The sequence below is a fragment of the Polaribacter sp. YIW18 genome (assembly GCF_057219325.1).
Genome location: NZ_JBXVVE010000006.1, coordinates 38,464 through 58,520, shown reverse-complemented (window position 1 = coordinate 58,520; position 20,057 = coordinate 38,464). Strand labels below are relative to the sequence as shown.

Below are 20,057 nucleotides of genomic sequence, written 5' to 3'. Positions count from 1 at the left end.
TTAAAACCTGTGAAATTTTATACTTTAAATTTGGAATATCCATTACAACATATCAAAATTAAAAATTTTACCACAGAATTGGGGACTAAAATTCCTGAGTTGAATTTAAGTTACCAAATTTTTGGTCAAGATTTAGGTACAGCACCGGTGGTTTTAATCAATCATGCATTAACAGGAAACAGTGATGTTGCTGGCAAAAATGGTTGGTGGATTGATATTGTAGGAAAAGAAAAAGCCATAAATACAGAGGTTTACAGTATTTTATCTTTCAATATTCCTGGAAATGGTTTCGATGGTTTTTTAATTGAAAATTATAAAGATTTTATAGCCAGAGATGTTGCTAGAATTTTTATTGAAGGATTAAAAAAACTTAAAATAAATAAATTATTTGCATTAATTGGTGGTTCTTTAGGTGGTGGAATTGCTTGGGAAATGGTTGCTTTAAATAATAAATTAACGCAACATTTTTTACCCATTGCCACAGACTGGAAATCTACAGATTGGTTAATTGCCAATTGTCAAATACAAGAGCAATTTTTGGTAAATTCTAGTAACCCTGTGCACGATGCAAGAATGCATGCGATGTTGTGTTACAGAACACCAGAATCTTTTAAAGAGCGTTTTCATCGAACTAAAAAAGAAAATTCAGATATTTTTAATGTGGAGAGTTGGTTGTTGCATCATGGCAAAAAGTTGCAAGAACGTTACCAATTATCTTCTTATAAGTTGATGAATCAATTGCTAAAAAGTATTGATGTTACTCAAAATGAAGAAAAAAACAGCAGTCTTTTAGATAAAGTTGAAGCAAATATTCACATTATAGGTGTAGATTCAGATTTATTTTTTACAGCCGAAGAAAACAGAGAAACCCATAAAAAGTTAGCATTAACAAAAGAAAATGTTACCTATAACGAAATAAATTCTGTACATGGTCATGATGCATTTTTAATCGAATATGATCAACTACAGAAAATAATAGAACCTATATTCAATAAAGATTATAGTGCAAAAAAGATGAAAGTAATAAAGTTTGGTGGCAAATCTTTAGCCAACGGAAAAGGATTGCAAAACACCATAGAAATTATTTTAGACAAACATAAAAAAGGCGAAAAGTTTACGGTAGTTGTTTCTGCTAGAGGAACTACAACCAACGATTTGGAGGCTATTTTAGAAAAAGCGGCTAAAAAAGAAGCGTATAAAACAACTTTAGATGCTTTAAAAGCTTATCAACAAGAACCAAGTAAAAAAGTAGATTTTAGTAAAGAATTTAAAACCTTAGAAACTATTTTCGAGGGTGTTTCTTTATTAGGAGATTATAGTAATAAAATTAAAGATGAAGTTTTAGCACAAGGCGAATTATTATCAACAAAATTAGTTGCTAGTTTACTTGAAGAAAAGGGTGTTGTAGCAAAATTTGCAGATACCAGAAATTTAATTATTACCGATGAAAACTTTGGTAATGCACAACCTATTCATGCCTTATCTTCAGAAAATATAATTGCATATTTTAACGAAAATACTAAACCTGTACACATTCTTTCAGGTTTTATTGCATCTAATGAAAAAGGAGAAACCACAACTTTAGGAAGAAATGGCAGCAATTATACTGCTGCTTTAATTGCCAATTATTTAGATGCAGATGAGTTACAAAACTACACGCATGTAAGTGGAATTTTTACTGCAAATCCTGATTTAGTGGCTGATGCTAAAAAAATAGAAAAATTATCTTTCTCAGAAGCCAATGAATTGGCAAATTTTGGAGCAACTATTTTACATGCAAAAACCATTATTCCGTTATTAGAAAAAAATATCAATCTACGTATTTTAAACACTTTTCAAAAAGAAGATAAAGGCACCTTAATTACTGCAGAATCCTCCGAAAAAGGAATCAATTCTATCTCTACAATTAACAATGTTTCTTTGTTAAATTTCGAAGGAAGAGGTTTGTTAGGTAAAGTAGGTGTAGATGCACGTATTTTTAAAGCTTTAAGCGAAAAAAATATAAGTGTAAGCATCATTTCTCAAGGTTCTTCAGAAAGAGGAATTGGTTTAATAATTGACGGAAATCGAGCAAATGAAGCTGTTTTAGCACTGGAAAGAGAATTTGAAAACGATTTTTATGCGCAAGATGTAAACCAGATTTCTATTGTTGACGATGTTGCAGTAATTTCTATAATTGGGCAAGATTTAAGTGAGTTTCATTTACCATACAATGCCTTAATTAAAAACCAAATCACTCCTGTATTATTCAATAATACAGTTACCGGTAAAAATGTGAGTTTGGTAGTTAAAAAAACCGAATTGCACAAAGCAGTAAACGTAATTCATGGACAAGTTTTTGGAGTCGCAAAAAAAGTAAATATTGCCATTTTTGGGAAAGGTTTAGTTGGTGGTACTCTAATACATCAAATTATAGAAAATGCACCTTCTGTTTTAGAGCGTAGAAAAATTCAATTAAATGTTTTTGCAGTGGCAAATTCTAAAAAAATATTGCTAGAAAAAAATGGTGTTACCAAAAATTGGGAACAAGATTTAGAAGAAAAAGGCGAAGATACAACTAATGTAAATGATATTATAGAGTTTGTAAAAACACATCATTTTGAAAATTTAATTGCGGTAGATAATACGGCAAGTGTTTCATTTGTAGAAAATTATATTCCGTTAATAGAAGCCGGTTTCGATTTGGTTTCTTGTAACAAAATTGCCAATACACTGTCTTTTGATTTTTACAAAGAAATACGTTCTAAATTAAAAGAATATAAAAAACAATATCTATACGAAACCAATGTTGGTGCAGGTTTACCTTTAATTGATACCATTCGTTTATTACATGAATCTGGAGAAAATATCACAAAAATTAGAGGAGTTTTTTCTGGAAGTTTAAGCTATTTATTCAATACCTTTTCTGAACAAGATGTTTCTTTTTCAAAAGTTTTAAAAGACGCAATCGAAGCTGGTTTTACAGAACCAGACCCAAGAGAAGATTTAGGGGGTAATGATGTAGCTAGAAAATTATTAATTTTAGCGAGAGAATTAGAATTAGAAAATGAGTTTGAGGATGTGAATATTAACAATTTAATTCCAGAAAATTTAAGAGAAGGTACGGTTGATTATTTTTTATCTAATTTAGAATTGATGAACGAAGAATATCAACAGCTAAAAGAAAATCAACAAGAAAACTACGTTTTACGTTACATTGGAGAGTTAAGTGGAGATTTATCAAAAGAAACAGGAAACTTAGATGTAAAATTGGTTTCTGTTTCTAAAAATTCACCTTTAGGCTCTTTAAAAGGTTCAGACGCAATCTTCGAGATTTATACAGAATCTTATGGAGAGCAACCAATTGTAATACAAGGAGCAGGAGCAGGAAATAAAGTAACAGCAAGAGGCGTTTTTGGTGATATTTTAAGATTGGCAAAACATAATAATTAGTTTTTTATTGATGGTTTTTCGTGGTTAGTTAGCACCAAAATCCAACAACCAACAACTAACAACCAATAACGAACAACGAACAACCAAAATGTACAAACATTTCGAAACAGAAGCCATAAGAATTCAAACAGAAAGAAGTCAGTTTTCAGAGCATTCTACACCTTTATATGTAACCTCTAGTTTTGTTTTTAACGATGCAGAAGAAATGAGGGCTTCTTTTGCAGAAGAAAAAGAACGTAATTTATATAGTAGGTTTACAAATCCAAATACCACTGAGTTTGTAGATAAAATTGTACACATGGAAGGTGCAGAAGCTGGTTATGCTTTTGCAACAGGCATGTCTGCAATTTTCACTTCATTTGCTGCCTTATTAAATGCAGGAGATCATGTGGTTTCTTGTAGATCTGTATTTGGTTCTACACATTCTATGTTTACCAAATTTTTACCAAAATGGAATATAGAAACTTCTTATTTTAAAGTAAACGAGGTAGATTTGGTAGAAAGTTTAATTCAGCCAAACACCAAAATTTTATACATAGAAACACCTACAAACCCTGCTGTTGATATTTTAGATTTAGAATTGATTGGTAAAATTGCTAAAAAACATAATTTAATTTTTATTGTTGATAATTGTTTTGCAACACCTTACATACAACAACCTATTAAGTTTGGTGCAGATTTGGTAATTCACTCTGCTACTAAATTAATTGATGGGCAAGGTCGTGTATTAGGGGGTGTTACAGTGGGGTCCAAAGATTTAATGCAAGAAATTTATTTGTTTGCAAGAAATACTGGGCCAGCAATGTCTCCTTTTAATGCTTGGGTTTTGTCTAAAAGTCTAGAAACGTTGGCTATTAGAGTAGAAAAACATTCTGAAAATGCGCTGAAAGTTGCACAGTTTTTAGAGGAAAATGAGCATGTAGAATTAGTAAAATATCCTTTTTTAAAATCTCATCCGCAATATGAAATTGCAAAAAAACAAATGAAAATAGGAGGTAACATTGTAGCTTTTGAACTAAAAGGAGGTATAGAAGCAGGTAGAAAATTTTTAAACCATATTAAAATGTGTTCTTTATCTGCAAATTTGGGTGATACTAGAACTATTGTTACGCATCCATCATCTACAACGCATGGGAGATTGTCTGAAAAAGACAGGTTAGAAGTAGGTATTACAAAAGGTTTGGTTAGGGTTTCTGTAGGTTTAGAAAATATTGTAGATATTATTGCAGATTTAGAACAAGCACTAAATGCGTAAATAATTAAATTTGCGTATTTTTGAAATATGCTTTCTAAAAAAACAAAATACGGTATTAAAGCACTTACTTTTTTGGTAAAACAAGAAAATAAAGTGCCTGTGCAAATTGCTACCATATCTAAAAATGAAAATATCTCCTTAAAATTTTTAGAAAGTATTTTACTTACTCTTAAAAAAAACGGAATTTTAGGCTCTAAAAAAGGAAAAGGTGGTGGCTACTATTTACTAAAAGATGCCTCAGAAATTCAAATGACTACCATAATGCGTGTATTAGAAGGTCCAATTTCTATGGTGCCTTGTGTGAGTCTAAATTTTTATGAAAAATGTGATGATTGCCCAGACGAAAACACCTGTGCAGTGCATAAATTAATGTTGCAAGTAAGAGACAATACATTGCAAATCTTTAGAAACACCTCTTTGGCAGATTTATGCCAGTGATAATCCCATAGTTCTACTTTTTTATTCTTTAACTTTTAGTTTATTCATTTTTATATTAATAATAAAACCTTCTTATTTTTATTAATCTATTAAATCTATAGGGTAATAAGAAAATAATTTAATTTTATACCTATAAGTTCCATTTTATAAAGTATGTTTGTAATCCCTACTAAAACAGTAGGGTTATTTGAATTGTTTATTAAATATTTATGATTTTAGATCAAATGATTTTTAGTAAAAAAACACAAAGCAAAGGTTTTGAAGAGGTTAGGGTCTCCGAAAAACCTTTGCGTAGTGTTATAAAAGCATTAAGTTGGAGACTTATAGGGACTCTAGATACCTTGGTGGTTTCCTATATTTTAACAGGAGAAATTGCACTAGCAACTTCTATTGCTTCTATAGATTTTTTAACAAAATTGGTGTTGTACTTTTTTCATGAACGAATTTGGAATAAAATAAAATGGGGAAAATAATGAACTTGAATATTGAAGAAATTAATGATTTTTTATCTGATAAAAATCCTTTAGATATTGTAAAATGGGCAGTTTCAATAGCAGAAAATCCTTTAATTACAACCAATTTCAGACCTTATGAAGTAGCTATTTTAAATGCAGTAACAGAAGTAAAAAAAGATATTAAGGTAATTTGGTGCGATACAGGTTATAATACTGTACAAACTTATAGACATGCAGAAGAGCTTATCGAAAAATTGAATTTAAACATCCATTTATTTGTGCCTAAGCAAACTGTGGCCCATAGAAATGTGGTGTTAGGAGTTCCATCTATAGATGATAAAAAACATGCACTGTTTACAAAACAAGTAAAATTAGAACCATTTTCTAGAGCAATGAAAGAACATCAACCAGATGTTTGGTTTACCAACTTAAGAAAAGGGCAAACCGCTTTTAGAGACAGTATCAATATTGTATCGAAAAGTAATGATGGTGTTCTAAAAATAAGCCCATTTTATCATTGGACAGACAAAGATTTAGACACATATTTAGAGCAATACAATTTGCCAAATGAGTTCAAATATTTTGATCCTACAAAAGTAGAAAGTAACAGAGAATGTGGTTTGCATATCTAAAATACACAATTATGAATCAAAGAACATTACAGGCAGATGCTTTAGAGAGCGAAGCTATTTATATATTAAGAGAAGTCGTTGCGCAATTTGAAAAACCTGTTTTATTATTTTCTGGAGGAAAAGATAGTATTACGTTAGTAAGACTAGCCCAAAAAGCATTTTATCCAGCTAAAATTCCGTTTCCATTAATGCACATAGATACAGGTCATAATTTTCCTGAAACGATAAAATTTAGAGACGATTTAGTTAAAGAATTAGGCGTTGAATTAATTGTAAGAAACGTACAAGATAATATCGATTCTGGGAGAGTAAAAGAAGAAACGGGTAGATACGCAAGTAGAAATATTTTACAAACAGAAACCTTGTTAGATGCTATAGAAGAATTCGGTTTTGATGCTTGTATAGGTGGTGCAAGAAGAGATGAAGAAAAAGCAAGAGCCAAAGAACGTATCTTTTCTGTTAGAGATGATTTTGGTCAATGGGATGAAAAAAATCAACGTCCCGAATTGTTTGACATGTTAAACGGAAAAATAGATTTAGGGCAAAATGTTCGTGTTTTTCCAATTTCAAATTGGACAGAATTAGACGTTTGGTCTTATATCCAAAAAGAGAATATCGAAATTCCGTCTATCTATTTTGCACACAAGAGAAAAACCTTTTTAAGAGATGGTTTTATTTGGTCGGCAGATGATGATGTGGTGTACAGAGATAAAGAAGAAGAGGTAGTAGAAAGAATGGTTCGTTTTAGAACGGTTGGTGATATGAGCTGTACAGCAGCAGTATTATCTCATGCAGTAGATATCCATAAAGTAGTAGAAGAAATTAGAGATTCCTCCATTTCAGAAAGAGGTGCAAGAATAGACGATAAACGCTCTGAAGCTGCAATGGAAAAGCGCAAACAACAAGGGTATTTTTAAAAGCCCCCTCAATCCCCCAAAGGGGGAAGTCAGCAAGTTTGAAAACAAAAAAATATTAATTATCAATAAAAAGTAGCATTTTTCACAAGAATGTTCCTTCCCCAAGTCTGCATTGAGCGCAGTCGAAATGGGAAGGTTAGGATTTAATTATGAATAGCAATAAAACACAAACAAACTCAACTCCTTCTCCTTTGGGGAAGGTTGGGTTGGGGCACTTAAAAATAGCAACAGCAGGTAGTGTAGATGATGGTAAAAGTACCTTAATTGGGCGTTTATTATTTGATACAAAATCCTTAACAGACGATAAATTAGAAGCTATTGAAGAGAAAAGCAAACAACGTGGTTTCGATTATTTAGATTTTTCTTTAGCAACAGATGGTTTAGTTGCAGAACGTGAGCAAGGTATTACCATTGATGTTGCACATATTTATTTTTCTACAAAAAAGAAAAGTTTCATTATTGCAGATGCTCCAGGGCATATAGAATACACAAGAAATATGGTTACTGGTGCTTCTACAGCACAAGCTTCTATTGTTTTAATTGATGCAAGAAATGGAGTTGTAGAACAAACGTATCGTCACTTTTTTATCAATAATTTATTACGCATAAAAGATGTTGTAATTGCCATTAATAAAATGGATTTGGTAGATTTTTCTGTAGAAAAATACAATATTATAAAAGGAGAAATCGAATATTTAGCAAGTAAAAGCGAATATAAAAATCAGAACTTGACGTTTATTCCTTTATCTGCCTTAAAAGGCGATAATGTTGTAGAAAAATCAGAAAATATGCCTTGGTACAAAGGCGAAACATTGTTAAATCATTTAGAAAAATTAGATGCAGAAGATATAAATGATGTTTCTCAAACACGTTTTCCTGTTCAAACAGTAATTAGACCAAAAACAGAAGAACATCACGATTTTAGAGGCTATGCAGGAAAAATATATGGTGGCGATTTTGAAATTGGCGATAAAGTAGCTGTATTACCATCGCAAACAACATCAACCATAAAAAGTATACATTTTTTTAATGAAGAATTCGCCAAAGCAAAAAGTGGAAGTTCTGTAACCATCACTTTAGATGATCATGTAAATATAAGTAGAGGAGATATGTTGGTAAAAGTAGATGAAGAACCTACCATTACAAAACAACTAGATGCAACCATTTGTTGGATGGATAAAGAACCTTTACAAGCATCGCAAAAATATTATATCAAGCATGGTGTAAATGATGCACAAGCAAAAATCACCCAATTACATAGCATCATAAAAACAGATTTTTCTGGAAAATTAGAAAAACCATCAGCGTTAGAATTAAACCAAATAGGTGATGTTCAATTAAAGTTAAGTAAACCATTATCGGTAGATGCTTACAATCAAAATAAATCTAATGGAGCGTTTATTTTAATCAATCCAAAAACAAACAATACAGTTGGTGTTGGTTTTATAAAGTAGAAAAACGACGAGTTTGGTAGTTAGAAGATGTAAAATGTTTTTTAAATCTTAGCTATCAACATTTAAACACAAACAAATGCAAAGTTTTAGAACAGAAATAGAAAATCCAGTTGTAGAAAAAGATATTATTGAATTGGCAGATAAAATTGCTGCATTTAATAACCTACAAATTGATGAAGAAAAATTTAGAAGTTTACGTTTAGCAAGAGGTGTATATGGTCAGCGTCAGCAAGGTGTTCAAATGATTCGTATCAAATTACCTTATGGTAAAGTAAAAAGCAATCAATTAAAAAGAATAGCAGAGGTTTCAGATGAATATTCTAGAGGAAGATTGCACATTACAACTCGTCAAGATATTCAAATTCACTATGTAGATCTAAATAGAACGCCACAACTTTGGGCAGAATTAGAAAGAGATAAAGTAACTTTAAGAGAAGCTTGTGGTAATACTGTAAGAAACGTAACCGCTTCAGAAACAGCAGGTATAGATGTAAATGAGCCCTTTGATGTTTCTCCCTATGCAGATGCGCTTTTTAGATTCTTTTTAAGAAATCCAATTTGTCAAGAAATGGGAAGAAAATTTAAAGTTTCTTTTTCGTCTTCAGATCAAGATACAGGTCTTTCTTACATGCACGATTTAGGTTTTATTGCTAAAACAGAAGCTGGTGTTCGTGGTTTTAAAGTAATGCTTGGTGGTGGCTTAGGATCTCAGCCAAGACATGCAGATTTGTTTTATGATTTTTTACCAAGTGATAAAATAATTCCTTTAATGGAAGGTGTTTTAAGAATTTTTGATAGATATGGAGAACGTAAAAGTAGAGCCAAAGCTAGGATGAAATTTTTAATAAAAGATATTGGTTTAGATAGCTTTAAAGAATTGGTAGAGAAAGAGCAAACAGCAATTGAATTTAAATCTGTACCAATTGATGCAGATGCTTATGAAAGCTCAAAACCTGTTGATATAAAAGAAATACCAAAAGTAGAAATTAAAAATCATCAAGCTTTTGAAACTTGGAAATTAACCAATGTAATTCCTCAAAAACAAAAAGGATATATTGCTATTGGTATAAAAGTTTTATTAGGCGATTTTTATACAGACAAAGCAAGGTTATTAGCAGATTTAGTTGAAAATTATGCAGCAGGAGAAATTAGATTATCTCTCCGTCAAAATATTTTAATTCCTTTTGTAAAAGAAGAGTTAGTTCCTTTTTTTTATCAAGAACTAGAAAAGTTAAATTTTGTAGAAGCAGGTTATAATAAAGCAGTAGATATTACGGCTTGTCCAGGCACCGATACTTGTAATTTGGGTATTGCAAGCAGTACAGGTATTGCAGCAGAATTAGAAAGAGTTATAGCTGCAGATTATCCTCAATATTTAAAAAACGAAGATTTAATCATTAAAATTAGTGGCTGTATGAATGCTTGTGGCCAGCATAATATGGCAAATATTGGCTTTCAAGGTATGTCTGTACGCACCCCAGAAAAGTTAGTAGCGCCAGCTTTACAAGTACTTTTAGGAGGTGGTAATTTAGGTGATGGAAATGGAATTTTTGCAGATAAAGTTGTAAAAGTGCCAAGTAGAAGAGGTCCAGAAGCTCTACGCAGAATTTTAAATGATTTTGAAGTAAATTCTAATGGAAATAAGTTTGTTGATTATTACAAAATAAAAGGCGAACGTTATTTTTATGATTTATTGAATGATTTACAAGATGTTACCAATCTAACCCAAGAAGATTTTATTGACTGGGGAACCAATGAAGAATATGTTAAGCAAATCGGAATTGGAGAATGTGCTGGTGTTGTTATCGATTTAATAGCAACTTTATTTTTAGAAAGTGAAGAGAAAATTGAAAAAGCAAAAGAAGCTTTTGTAAACAACGTATATTCAAGCGCTATTTATCATACTTACAGTTCTTTGGTAAACTCTGCAAAGGCATTGTTATTAGCAGAAAATACCAAAACAAATTCGCAAGCAAATATTATTAAATTGTTTGATGAGTATTTTATTGACACTAAAAAAATTGATATAGGAACTTCATTTTCTGAATTTATTTATCAGATTCATAAATACGCTCCAAAAGAAGAGTTTGCAAAAAAATATATAAAAGATGCTGAATATTTTTTACAACAAGTAAGAACTTTTAGAGAAAACGAAACAGCAGTCAACGAAACTATAAATTAGGAGGTATGATTTTTAAAAATCCAAAATTAACGGTAGTTGGAGCTGGTCCTGGAGATGTAGATCTAATCACATTAAAAGCCATAAAAACTTTAAAAAATGCAGATGTTGTTTTGTATGATGCTTTGGTAAACGAAGAATTATTAGACCATATCAACCCAAAAGCAGAAATTATTTTTGTGGGAAAACGCAGAGGTTGTTACAGATATCAGCAAGAGCAAATTAACGATTTAATTGTAGCCAGAGCAAAAACACATGGGCATGTTGTTCGTTTAAAAGGTGGAGACCCATTTATTTTTGGACGTGGAGCAGAAGAAATGGAGTTCGCAGCAAGTTTTGGCATAGAAACAGCTATGGTTCCAGGTATTTCATCTTCTTTAGCAGTGCCTGCATATCAAAATATACCTTTAACAAAAAGAGGAAATGCAGAAAGTTTTTGGGTAATTACAGGCACAACAAAAGACCATAAATTGTCTAATGATGTTGCGATAGCAGCAAAATCAAACGCAACTGTAGTGGTTTTAATGGGAATGGGAAAATTGCCAGAAATCATCAAATTATTTCAACAAGAACATAAAAATAATTTACCAGTAGCAATTATTCAAAATGGAACAAGAGATAACGAAAAAATCGGAGTTGGCACGGTAGATACCATTTTAGATGTGGTAAAAAAACAAAAATTAAGCAATCCTGCAATTATTGTTTTGGGTGAAGTTGTGAATCACAGGCAAATATTAGCAAATGTTCAACAAGAACATCAAAAAGCACTAATTGCTTAATTTTTTGTAATGGAAAGAAACAATTTATATCCTATTTTCTTAAAAACTAAAAACCTGCAAATATTAATTGTTGGTGGTGGCTTTGTTGCTGAAGAAAAATTAACGTTTTTACTAAAATCGAGTCCTAATGCGAATGTAACAATGGTTTCGCCAATGTTTAGAGAAGGTACAAAAACCTTAGCTAAAACAGGAAATGTAAAAATAATTCAAAAAAAATATAGCAAGCGATTTTTAAAAGGAAAACATATTGTTGTAGCAACTACAGATATTCCTGCCATTAATCAAAATGTTTACAAACATTGTAGAAAGCGCAGTATTTTAGTAAATGTAGCAGATAACCCGCCTTTTTGCGATTTTTATATGGGAGGTATTGTAACCAAAGGGAACGTAAAAGTGGCAATTTCTACCAACGGAAAATCGCCAACAACAGCCAAAAGATTACGCCAGTTTTTTGAAGAAGTAATTCCAGAAAATATAGACGATTTAGTAAAAAATTTAAATGAATATAGAAAAACCATCAAAGGAAATTTTGAGGAAAAAGTAGAAAAGTTAAACGAGTTTACAAAAAGTTTAGTAGAAAAAAAATAGAAATATTGAGACCTTTCAGTTTTTTAAAATTTGAAAGTTCTAAAAAAAGTAAATTATGATACAAACAGATATCCTAATTATTGGAGCAGGACCAACAGGTTTATTTACCGTTTTTGAAGCAGGTTTATTAAAATTAAAATGTCATTTAATAGATGCATTGCCACAACCTGGTGGGCAGTGTTCAGAAATTTATCCTAAAAAACCTATTTATGATATACCTGCATACCCAGAAATTTTAGCAGGAGATTTAACAAAAAATCTATTAGAACAAATCAAGCAGTTTGAACCTGGATTTACATTAGGAGAAAGAGCAGAAACTATAGACAAACAAGAAGATGGTACTTTTATTGTAACTACAAATAAAGGTACAAAACATCATGCAAAAGTGGTGGCTATTGCTGGTGGTTTAGGTTCTTTTGAACCAAGAAAACCCTTGTTAGAAAATATTGCAAAGTTTGAAGATTTTGGAGTTGAGTATATTATAAAAGAACCAGAATTTTACAGAAATAAAAGAGTCGTAATTTCTGGTGGAGGAGATTCTGCTTTAGATTGGGCAATCTTCTTATCAGATGTTGCTTCAGAAGTAACTTTAATTCACAGAAGAAATGAATTTAGAGGCGCTTTAGACTCTGTAGAGAAAGTACAAGAATTAAAAAACTTAGGTAAAATAAACTTGATAACGCCAGCAGAAGTTAAAGCTATATTAGGTACAGAAAAAGTATCAGGTGTGGTTGTAGAAAAAAAGGGCGAAGACGCTTTTATGATTGATACAGATCATTTTATTCCACTTTTTGGCTTATCTCCAAAACTAGGTCCTATAGGAAACTGGGGTTTAGAAATCGAGAAAAATGCCATTAAAGTTAATAATGCTTTAGATTATCAAACTAATATTCCAGGTATTTATGCCATAGGAGATGTAAATACCTATCCTGGAAAATTAAAGTTAATTCTTTGCGGATTTCACGAAGCAACCCTAATGTGTCAAAGTGCTTATAAACGTATTTTTCCAGATAAAAAATATGTAATGAAATATACTACTGTAGGTGGTGTAGATGGTTTTGACGGAACAAGAAAAGAAGCGCCAAAAGCAGTTGTAAAAGCCATCAATTAAATTTTTAGAAGCTATTTCTAGCTTTCTACTATATTTTTTATTTTTGTTACATGCGTATAAAAGAATCTTAAAAATAAAGAATAAAAATATCAACAGATATTTGAAATATTTCAATGTGGGCTAAATTTGCTTAAAAGTCATTGCTTTCTTTCAACAAATAATCAATCTATATTGTTAGGTTTCTGTAACTTTGCAAAAAGGTAACAGTTATCATAGCTAACTATAAAAACTATTAACTAGGCAGATGCAAGACATCAATATAAAAATAACAGATAGAAATGGCGTAACACATGATATAGTTGCACCAACAGACATGGCAATGAACTTAATGGAAGTTGTTCGTTCTTACGAATTGGCAGAAGAAGGGACCATTGGTATTTGTGGTGGAATGGCAATGTGTGCATCTTGCCAATGTTATGTGAAATCAGACCACAAATTACCAGAAGTTAGCGATGATGAAGACGCGATGTTAGCAGAAGCATTTCATGTAGAAGATAACAGTAGACTAGGTTGTCAAATTCAAATAACCCCAGAAATTAACGGTTTAGAAGTAGAGTTAGCACCAGAATCATAAGTTTTATGAAAGAAATAAAAGAAAAAGTTCAAGTAATAAATTATAGTATGTGTTTAAGAGACGCTGTAGAAGTTTTTACAAAACAACTTTTAAATTGTTTGTTTGATAAGGTTTATCAAAAAGAGAATGTTGTAAAAACTAAAAATAAATTCTTTAAAATTTTAGAGAGATTAGAGGTAGATAATGAAAACTGTTCCTGGTTGGCCTTTGAAAATACATTTCCTAAAATTAGAAAAAAATTAGATTTAGATGCGCAAGCTGCTGTAAATAGAGATCCAGCCGCAAAAAGTTTACAAGAAATTTATTTAGCATATCCAGGGTTTTACGCAATTGCAGTGTATAGATTAAGCAATCAGTTATTAAAACAAAAAATCCCTGTTTTACCTAGAATGATGAGCGAGTTTGCACACAGTACAACAGGTACAGACATTCATCCAGGTGCAGAAATTGGCAAATCTTTTTTTATAGATCATGCAACTGGTATTGTTATCGGAGAAACTACAATAATAAAAAACAATGTAACCATTTTTCAAGGGGTAACTTTAGGCGGAATCCAAGTTAAAAAAAATATGGCATCTACCAAAAGACATCCAACCATAGAAAACAATGTTGTCATTTATGCAAATGCTACAATTTTAGGTGGTGATGTAGTTATTGGAGAAAACTCTGTAATTGGAGCCAATGTATGTGTAACTGAATCAATTTCAAAAGATTCGGTAGTTACAGTTCAAGCAGAAAATAAAATCTTTCAAAGAAAATAAATCACATGAAAACAAAAAGTATCATAGATTTTGTAGGAAATACACCTTTGGTGGAAGCTCAAAATATTTTTAAAAAAGAAGGAGTTACACTTTTACTAAAACTAGAAGGTAACAATCCAGGAGGAAGTGTTAAAGATAGAGCTGCCTATAATATGATTTCTGAAGCTTTGAAAAGAAATAATATTAAAAAAGGCGATACTTTAGTAGAAGCAACCAGTGGTAACACAGGGATTGCTTTGGCTTTAATGGCAAAAGTTTTAGGTGTAAATATGGTATTGGTAATGCCCGAAAACTCAACTATAGAAAGAGTAAAAACCATGCGTGCTTATGGTGCAAAAGTGCATTTAACACCACAAAAACTAGGTATGGAAGGTTCTATAGATTTTGCTTTAGAGTTAAAATATAAAAAAGGGTATTTTAGATTAAATCAGTTTGATAATACAGATAATTCTAAAGCACATTATAAAACTACAGGCCCAGAAATTTGGAGAGATACAGAAGGTAAAGTAACACATTTTGTTGCTGCAATGGGTACCACAGGAACTATAATGGGAGTTTCAGATTTTTTAAAAGAAAAAAATAAAAATATTACCATTGTAGGAGCACAACCTAAAGATGGTGCCAAAATCCCAGGAATTAGAAAATGGCCAGAAGAATACTTACCTGCTATTTTTAATAAAAATAAAGTAGATCAAGTTATTGGAGTAAGTGAGCAAGAAGCTATTACTATGACCAAAAGATTGGCAACAGAAGAAGGTATTTTTGCAGGTATGAGTAGTGGAGGTTCTATAGCAACAGCCATAAAAGTAGCTGAAAAATTAGATAAAGGTGTCGTAGTTGCCATTGTATGCGATAGAGGAGATCGTTATCTATCATCTTCACTTTTCGAATAAGTATTTTTTTAAAGTATAATATTCTTTAAATAAAAAAATAATCCTTTTATTTGTACTATCGTTCATAATCTTATTGATTTACGTTATCATGAAAGGCAGAGGGATTAGACCCAATGAAGCCTTGGCAACCTCTCACTTTTGAGAAAGGTGCTACATTCTACCTGTATTGAACTTGTTTCAGTAACCTATAAAAAGGGACAGATAACAGCGAAAAAATTACCTTTCCTGATGACATACATTGATAAAAATATCAGAAAATGTCAAACATTTACAAAGAATTACAAAAAAGAATTTTAGTTTTAGATGGTGCAATGGGTACCATGTTGCAAGCCTATAAATTTACAGAAGAAGATTTTAGAGGAAAACGCTTTATAGACTACCCAACACCATTGCAAGGTAACAACGATTTGTTGTCTATTACTCAACCAGAAGCTATTAAAACTATCCATGGTAAATATTTTGAAGCTGGTGCTGATATAGTAGAAACCAATACATTTTCTGGAACAACCATAGCAATGGCAGATTATCAAATGGAAGATTTAGTATATGAACTAAACTATCAATCAGCAAAAATTGCGAAAGAAGTAGCAGAAGAATTTACAAAAAAAGAACCACAAAAACCACGTTTTGTAGCAGGTTCTATTGGGCCTACAAATAGAACAGCAAGCATGTCTCCAGATGTAAATGATCCCGGTTATAGAGCGGTTACTTTTAACGAATTAAGAATTGCTTATAAACAACAAGTAGAAGCTTTATTAGATGGCGGAGCAGATTTATTATTAGTAGAAACTGTATTTGATACCTTAAATGCAAAAGCAGCTTTATTTGCAATAGAAGAAGTAAAAGACGAAAGAAATATAGAAGTTCCAACCATGTTAAGCGGCACCATTACAGATGCTTCAGGTAGAACTTTATCAGGGCAAACAGCAGAAGCTTTTTTAATTTCTGTTTCCCATATACCATTATTATCTGTGGGTTTTAATTGTGCTTTGGGAGCCAATTTATTACAACCTCATTTAGAGGCAATTGCTAATAAAACAAACTTTGCAATTTCTGCTCATCCCAATGCAGGTTTGCCAAATGCTTTTGGTGAATATGATGAAACTCCAGAAGAAATGGGCGAGCAAATAGAAGAATATTTAAAGAAAAATTTAATTAATATTATTGGTGGTTGTTGTGGTACATCTCCAGAACATATAAAAGTGATCGCAAATATTGCCAAAAAGTATCAACCTAGAAAATTAGTTATTGGTTAGTGGTTATTGGTTTTTGGTTGACGCCAAAATACCATAAAATATAAACTTACAACCAAAAACCATTTAATAATATGAATTATAGAGATTTAGACGTTTGGAAATATTCCAGAGAACTTGTAAAAAAAGTATATCTTCTAACAAAAAAATTTCCAAAAGAAGAAATATATGGATTAACAAATCAAATTAGAAGATCTGTGGTTTCTGTCCCTTCTAATATCGCAGAAGGCATTGGAAGACTTTCAAACAAAGAAACAATTCATTTTTTATACATCGCTAAAGATTCTTTACAAGAAGTTGAAACACAATTGTATTTATCTTTTATTTAGATTATATGTCAAAGGAAGATTTAAAAATTATTTTAGAAAAAGTGATTTCATGCAAGAAATTATTAAATGGTTTTATTAATTATTATAAAAAATTATAAGTATGAGTGAGACCAACAACCAACAACCAATAACTATTAACCAAAAACGTTACATGAAATTGTCTGGATTAGAACCACTAGTTCTAACCGAGAACAGCAATTTTATAAACGTTGGAGAACGAACAAATGTCGCAGGTTCTCGTAAGTTTTTACGTTTAATTAAAGAAGAAAAATTTGACGAGGCTCTTGATATTGCAAGGCATCAAGTAGATGGTGGTGCACAAATTATCGATATTAACTTTGATGACGGCTTAATTGATGGAAAACAAGCCATGGTTCGTTTCTTAAATTTAATTGCAGCAGAACCAGATATTTGTAGAGTACCAATAATGATTGATAGTTCCAAGTGGGAAATCATAGAAGCTGGACTGCAAGTGGTACAAGGAAAATGTGTGGTAAACTCCATTTCTTTAAAAGAAGGAGAAGAAAAATTTATTTGGGAGGCCACTCAAATAAAACGTTATGGAGCAGCCGTAATTGTAATGGCTTTTGACGAAGTTGGGCAAGCAGATAATTACCAAAGACGCATCGAAATTGCCAAACGTTCTTATGATATTTTAGTTAATAAAGTAAATTTTGCATCCGAAGATATTATTTTCGATTTAAATATTTTTCCTGTAGCAACAGGTATGGATGAACACAAAAGAAATGCAATCGATTTTATACAAGCAACAAAGTGGGTAAGAGAAAATTTACCCAATGTTTCTGTAAGTGGTGGTGTAAGTAACGTATCATTTTCGTTTAGAGGAAATAATGGTGTTCGTGAAGCAATGCACTCTGTGTTTTTATATCATGCTATAAAAAACGGAATGAATATGGGTATTGTAAACCCTGCTTTGTTAGAGGTTTATGATGATATTCCAAAAGATTTATTAGAACATGTAGAAGACGTAATTTTAGACAGAAGAGAAGATGCCACAGAACGTCTTTTAGATTTTGCAGAAACTGTAAAAGGGTCTAAAAAAGAAGCTGGTGCAGATTTATCTTGGAGAGAAAATACATTGCAAGAAAAAATTACACATGCCTTAGTAAAAGGTATTGACGCTTTTATTATAGAAGATGTAGAACAAGCAAGACAAGAAGCTGAGGCACCTATCGAAGTCATAGAAGGTCATTTAATGATTGGTATGAATGTAGTAGGTGATTTATTTGGAGCAGGAAAAATGTTTTTGCCTCAAGTAGTAAAATCTGCAAGAGTGATGAAAAAAGCTGTTGCGTATCTAAATCCATTTATTGAAGCTGAAAAATCTGATAAATCAGAACCCGTTGGTAAAATTTTAATGGCAACTGTGAAAGGGGATGTGCATGATATTGGTAAAAATATTGTGAGTGTTGTTTTGGCTTGTAATAATTACGAAATTGTAGACTTAGGTGTGATGGTTCCACCAGAAAAAATTATACAAACAGCTATAGATGAAAGAGTAGATGCTATTGGTTTAAGTGGTTTGATAACACCATCTTTAGATGAAATGGTGTATCTAGCAAAAGAAATGCAACGTCAAAATTTTGAAGTTCCTCTATTAATTGGTGGTGCAACTACTTCTAAAGCACATACAGCAGTAAAAATAGATACACAATACAAAAATGCCGTAGTGCATGTTAATGATGCCTCAAGAGCCGTAACAGTTGTAGGAGATTTATTAAACAAAAAATCGAGCCATTTATATACTGCAAAATTGAAAAAAGATTATGACGAATTTAGAACCAAGTTTTTAAAACGTGGGAAAGAAAAATCATATATTTCCATTGAAGCTGCCAGAAAACGTAAGTATAAAATAGATTGGGAAACCACAGAAATAAAAAAGCCAAACGAACTTGGAATTCAAACCTTAGAACAACTAAGTTTAAAAGAATTGTTGCCCTTTATAGATTGGAGTCCGTTTTTTAGAAGTTGGGATTTACATGGTAAATACCCAGCTATTTTAACAGACAATTTGGTTGGCGAACAAGCCACAGAATTGTTTAACGATGCTCAAAAAATGTTGCAAGAAATTATAGCAAAACAATTGCTAAAACCCAAAGCAATATTTGGCTTGTTTGAAGCAAACTCAATTAACCATGATGATATTTCTGTTCATAAAAAAGGCAAAGAAATTGCCGTTTTTAGAACTTTAAGACAACAACTTAAAAAAAGAGAAGGAATCCCTAATTTAGCATTAGCCGATTTTATTGCACCAAAAGAAACAAAAAAAACAGATTATATTGGTACATTTTGTGTAGCTATTTTTGGCGCACAAGAATTGGCCAACAGTTACAAAGCAAAAGAAGACGATTACAATGCAATTATGGCGCAAGCTATAGCTGATAGGCTTGCAGAAGCTTTTGCAGAATATTTACACAAACAAATAAGAATAAAACATTGGGGGTATGCTATAGATGAAGCTTTAACCAATGAAGATTTAATAAAAGAAAATTACAAAGGTATTCGACCTGCACCAGGTTATCCTGCATGTCCAGATCATTTAGAAAAAGAAATAATTTGGAAGTTACTAGATGTAGAAAATCAAATAGGAGTTAGCTTAACAGAAAGTTTAGCCATGTGGCCAGCAGCAGCAGTTTCTGGATATTACTTTGCTAACAAAGAATCCAAATATTTTGGTTTGGGTAAAATTACAGAAGATCAAGTAACCGATTTTGCAACAAGAAAAGGAATTACATTAGAAAAAGCGAAAAAATGGTTGCATCCTAATTTGGCAGAAGAATAGTTTTTTTAGACCTTACAGGCTTTTAAAGCAAGAGTGAGTTTTGCTTTAGCGATTGAAATGGCATCCTTTTTGGCTGTCAGTTAGAGTGAATTTTGAGGAACGAAAAATTTGTAACGAGAACAAAGCAAAAAAGATATAATGTAAAGCGCGACCTTTAGGGAACGCCCAAAAAATAAGTTTAGCGTTAAAAGTTTAGGGTGTTTA

General features: G+C 31.6%; 17 protein-coding genes and 1 riboswitch. All 17 genes read left to right on the top strand.

The window, feature by feature from the left end; all coding sequences use genetic code 11:
* The first annotated feature begins 30 nt into the window (after window positions 1-30).
* The 17 genes from thrA to metH all read left to right on the top strand — a co-directional run bounded on the left by thrA (window position 31) and on the right by metH (window position 19,853).
* Complete coding sequence (thrA, locus tag AC2D6T_RS07830) at window positions 31-3,432, top strand: bifunctional aspartate kinase/homoserine dehydrogenase I (RefSeq protein ID WP_484681102.1); 3,402 nt, start codon at window positions 31-33, stop codon at window positions 3,430-3,432.
* 88 nt (window positions 3,433-3,520) lie between these two features.
* Window positions 3,521-4,687 carry a trans-sulfuration enzyme family protein gene (locus AC2D6T_RS07825; protein ID WP_484681101.1) on the top strand — a complete coding sequence of 389 codons (1,167 nt, stop codon included), beginning with the start codon at window positions 3,521-3,523 and terminating at the stop codon, window positions 4,685-4,687.
* A 27-nt stretch (window positions 4,688-4,714) separates the two neighbouring features.
* Entirely contained in the window at window positions 4,715-5,125 is a 411-nt protein-coding gene (locus AC2D6T_RS07820; protein ID WP_298947176.1) for an RrF2 family transcriptional regulator, read from the top strand.
* Window positions 5,126-5,334: 209 nt separating this feature from the next.
* Entirely contained in the window at window positions 5,335-5,598 is a 264-nt protein-coding gene (locus AC2D6T_RS07815; protein ID WP_484681100.1) for a DUF2061 domain-containing protein, read from the top strand.
* The gene (locus tag AC2D6T_RS07810) at window positions 5,598-6,212 is read left to right on the top strand and encodes a phosphoadenosine phosphosulfate reductase domain-containing protein (protein WP_484681099.1); all 615 of its coding nucleotides are present in this window, start codon (window positions 5,598-5,600) and stop codon (window positions 6,210-6,212) included. The genes AC2D6T_RS07815 and AC2D6T_RS07810 overlap by 1 nt, the downstream gene beginning before the upstream one ends.
* Before the next feature lie 11 nt (window positions 6,213-6,223).
* Window positions 6,224-7,129, top strand: a complete 906-nt coding sequence (cysD, locus tag AC2D6T_RS07805; protein ID WP_298947170.1) for a sulfate adenylyltransferase subunit CysD — start codon at window positions 6,224-6,226, stop codon at window positions 7,127-7,129.
* A 206-nt stretch (window positions 7,130-7,335) separates the two neighbouring features.
* Window positions 7,336-8,583: a sulfate adenylyltransferase subunit 1 gene (locus AC2D6T_RS07800; protein ID WP_484681178.1), complete on the top strand. Its 1,248-nt coding sequence runs from the start codon at window positions 7,336-7,338 to the stop codon at window positions 8,581-8,583.
* A 76-nt stretch (window positions 8,584-8,659) separates the two neighbouring features.
* A complete protein-coding gene (locus tag AC2D6T_RS07795) occupies window positions 8,660-10,765 on the top strand; it encodes a HEPN domain-containing protein (RefSeq protein ID WP_484681098.1) in 2,106 nt (701 codons plus the stop codon).
* 5 nt (window positions 10,766-10,770) lie between these two features.
* The gene (gene cobA, locus AC2D6T_RS07790) at window positions 10,771-11,541 is read left to right on the top strand and encodes a uroporphyrinogen-III C-methyltransferase (protein WP_484681097.1); all 771 of its coding nucleotides are present in this window, start codon (window positions 10,771-10,773) and stop codon (window positions 11,539-11,541) included.
* 9 nt (window positions 11,542-11,550) lie between these two features.
* Window positions 11,551-12,129: a precorrin-2 dehydrogenase/sirohydrochlorin ferrochelatase family protein gene (locus tag AC2D6T_RS07785; RefSeq protein ID WP_298947166.1), complete on the top strand. Its 579-nt coding sequence runs from the start codon at window positions 11,551-11,553 to the stop codon at window positions 12,127-12,129.
* A gap of 55 nt (window positions 12,130-12,184) precedes the next feature.
* Window positions 12,185-13,240 carry an NAD(P)/FAD-dependent oxidoreductase gene (locus AC2D6T_RS07780; RefSeq protein ID WP_484681096.1) on the top strand — a complete coding sequence of 352 codons (1,056 nt, stop codon included), beginning with the start codon at window positions 12,185-12,187 and terminating at the stop codon, window positions 13,238-13,240.
* A gap of 244 nt (window positions 13,241-13,484) precedes the next feature.
* Window positions 13,485-13,814, top strand: coding sequence for a 2Fe-2S iron-sulfur cluster-binding protein (locus tag AC2D6T_RS07775; RefSeq protein ID WP_484681095.1), 330 nt, complete (start codon window positions 13,485-13,487; stop codon window positions 13,812-13,814).
* Window positions 13,815-13,819: 5 nt separating this feature from the next.
* Complete coding sequence (gene epsC / locus AC2D6T_RS07770; RefSeq protein ID WP_484681094.1) at window positions 13,820-14,575, top strand: serine O-acetyltransferase EpsC; 756 nt, start codon at window positions 13,820-13,822, stop codon at window positions 14,573-14,575.
* Between the two features lie 5 nt (window positions 14,576-14,580).
* The gene (gene cysM / locus AC2D6T_RS07765) at window positions 14,581-15,468 is read left to right on the top strand and encodes a cysteine synthase CysM (protein ID WP_298947162.1); all 888 of its coding nucleotides are present in this window, start codon (window positions 14,581-14,583) and stop codon (window positions 15,466-15,468) included.
* 80 nt (window positions 15,469-15,548) lie between these two features.
* Window positions 15,549-15,676, top strand: a riboswitch (SAM riboswitch).
* 49 nt (window positions 15,677-15,725) lie between these two features.
* Window positions 15,726-16,724 carry a homocysteine S-methyltransferase family protein gene (locus AC2D6T_RS07760; protein ID WP_298947160.1) on the top strand — a complete coding sequence of 333 codons (999 nt, stop codon included), beginning with the start codon at window positions 15,726-15,728 and terminating at the stop codon, window positions 16,722-16,724.
* A 71-nt stretch (window positions 16,725-16,795) separates the two neighbouring features.
* Entirely contained in the window at window positions 16,796-17,050 is a 255-nt protein-coding gene (locus tag AC2D6T_RS07755; RefSeq protein WP_484681093.1) for a four helix bundle protein, read from the top strand.
* A 100-nt stretch (window positions 17,051-17,150) separates the two neighbouring features.
* Window positions 17,151-19,853, top strand: coding sequence for a methionine synthase (gene metH / locus AC2D6T_RS07750; protein WP_484681092.1), 2,703 nt, complete (start codon window positions 17,151-17,153; stop codon window positions 19,851-19,853).
* Window positions 19,854-20,057: the final 204 nt, after the last annotated feature.

What these genes read in the sequence shown, in the direction of transcription:
- AC2D6T_RS07825 (WP_484681101.1), top strand. Translation starts at nt 3,521, where the DNA reads ATGTACAAACATTTCGAAACAGAAGCCATAAGAATTCAAACAGAAAGA.
- AC2D6T_RS07820 (WP_298947176.1), top strand. Translation starts at nt 4,715, where the DNA reads ATGCTTTCTAAAAAAACAAAATACGGTATTAAAGCACTTACTTTTTTG.
- AC2D6T_RS07815 (WP_484681100.1), top strand. Translation starts at nt 5,335, where the DNA reads ATGATTTTAGATCAAATGATTTTTAGTAAAAAAACACAAAGCAAAGGT.
- AC2D6T_RS07810 (WP_484681099.1), top strand. Translation starts at nt 5,598, where the DNA reads ATGAACTTGAATATTGAAGAAATTAATGATTTTTTATCTGATAAAAAT.
- cysD (WP_298947170.1), top strand. Translation starts at nt 6,224, where the DNA reads ATGAATCAAAGAACATTACAGGCAGATGCTTTAGAGAGCGAAGCTATT.
- AC2D6T_RS07795 (WP_484681098.1), top strand. Translation starts at nt 8,660, where the DNA reads ATGCAAAGTTTTAGAACAGAAATAGAAAATCCAGTTGTAGAAAAAGAT.
- cobA (WP_484681097.1), top strand. Translation starts at nt 10,771, where the DNA reads ATGATTTTTAAAAATCCAAAATTAACGGTAGTTGGAGCTGGTCCTGGA.
- AC2D6T_RS07785 (WP_298947166.1), top strand. Translation starts at nt 11,551, where the DNA reads ATGGAAAGAAACAATTTATATCCTATTTTCTTAAAAACTAAAAACCTG.
- AC2D6T_RS07780 (WP_484681096.1), top strand. Translation starts at nt 12,185, where the DNA reads ATGATACAAACAGATATCCTAATTATTGGAGCAGGACCAACAGGTTTA.
- AC2D6T_RS07775 (WP_484681095.1), top strand. Translation starts at nt 13,485, where the DNA reads ATGCAAGACATCAATATAAAAATAACAGATAGAAATGGCGTAACACAT.
- epsC (WP_484681094.1), top strand. Translation starts at nt 13,820, where the DNA reads ATGAAAGAAATAAAAGAAAAAGTTCAAGTAATAAATTATAGTATGTGT.
- cysM (WP_298947162.1), top strand. Translation starts at nt 14,581, where the DNA reads ATGAAAACAAAAAGTATCATAGATTTTGTAGGAAATACACCTTTGGTG.
- AC2D6T_RS07760 (WP_298947160.1), top strand. Translation starts at nt 15,726, where the DNA reads ATGTCAAACATTTACAAAGAATTACAAAAAAGAATTTTAGTTTTAGAT.
- AC2D6T_RS07755 (WP_484681093.1), top strand. Translation starts at nt 16,796, where the DNA reads ATGAATTATAGAGATTTAGACGTTTGGAAATATTCCAGAGAACTTGTA.
- metH (WP_484681092.1), top strand. Translation starts at nt 17,151, where the DNA reads ATGAGTGAGACCAACAACCAACAACCAATAACTATTAACCAAAAACGT.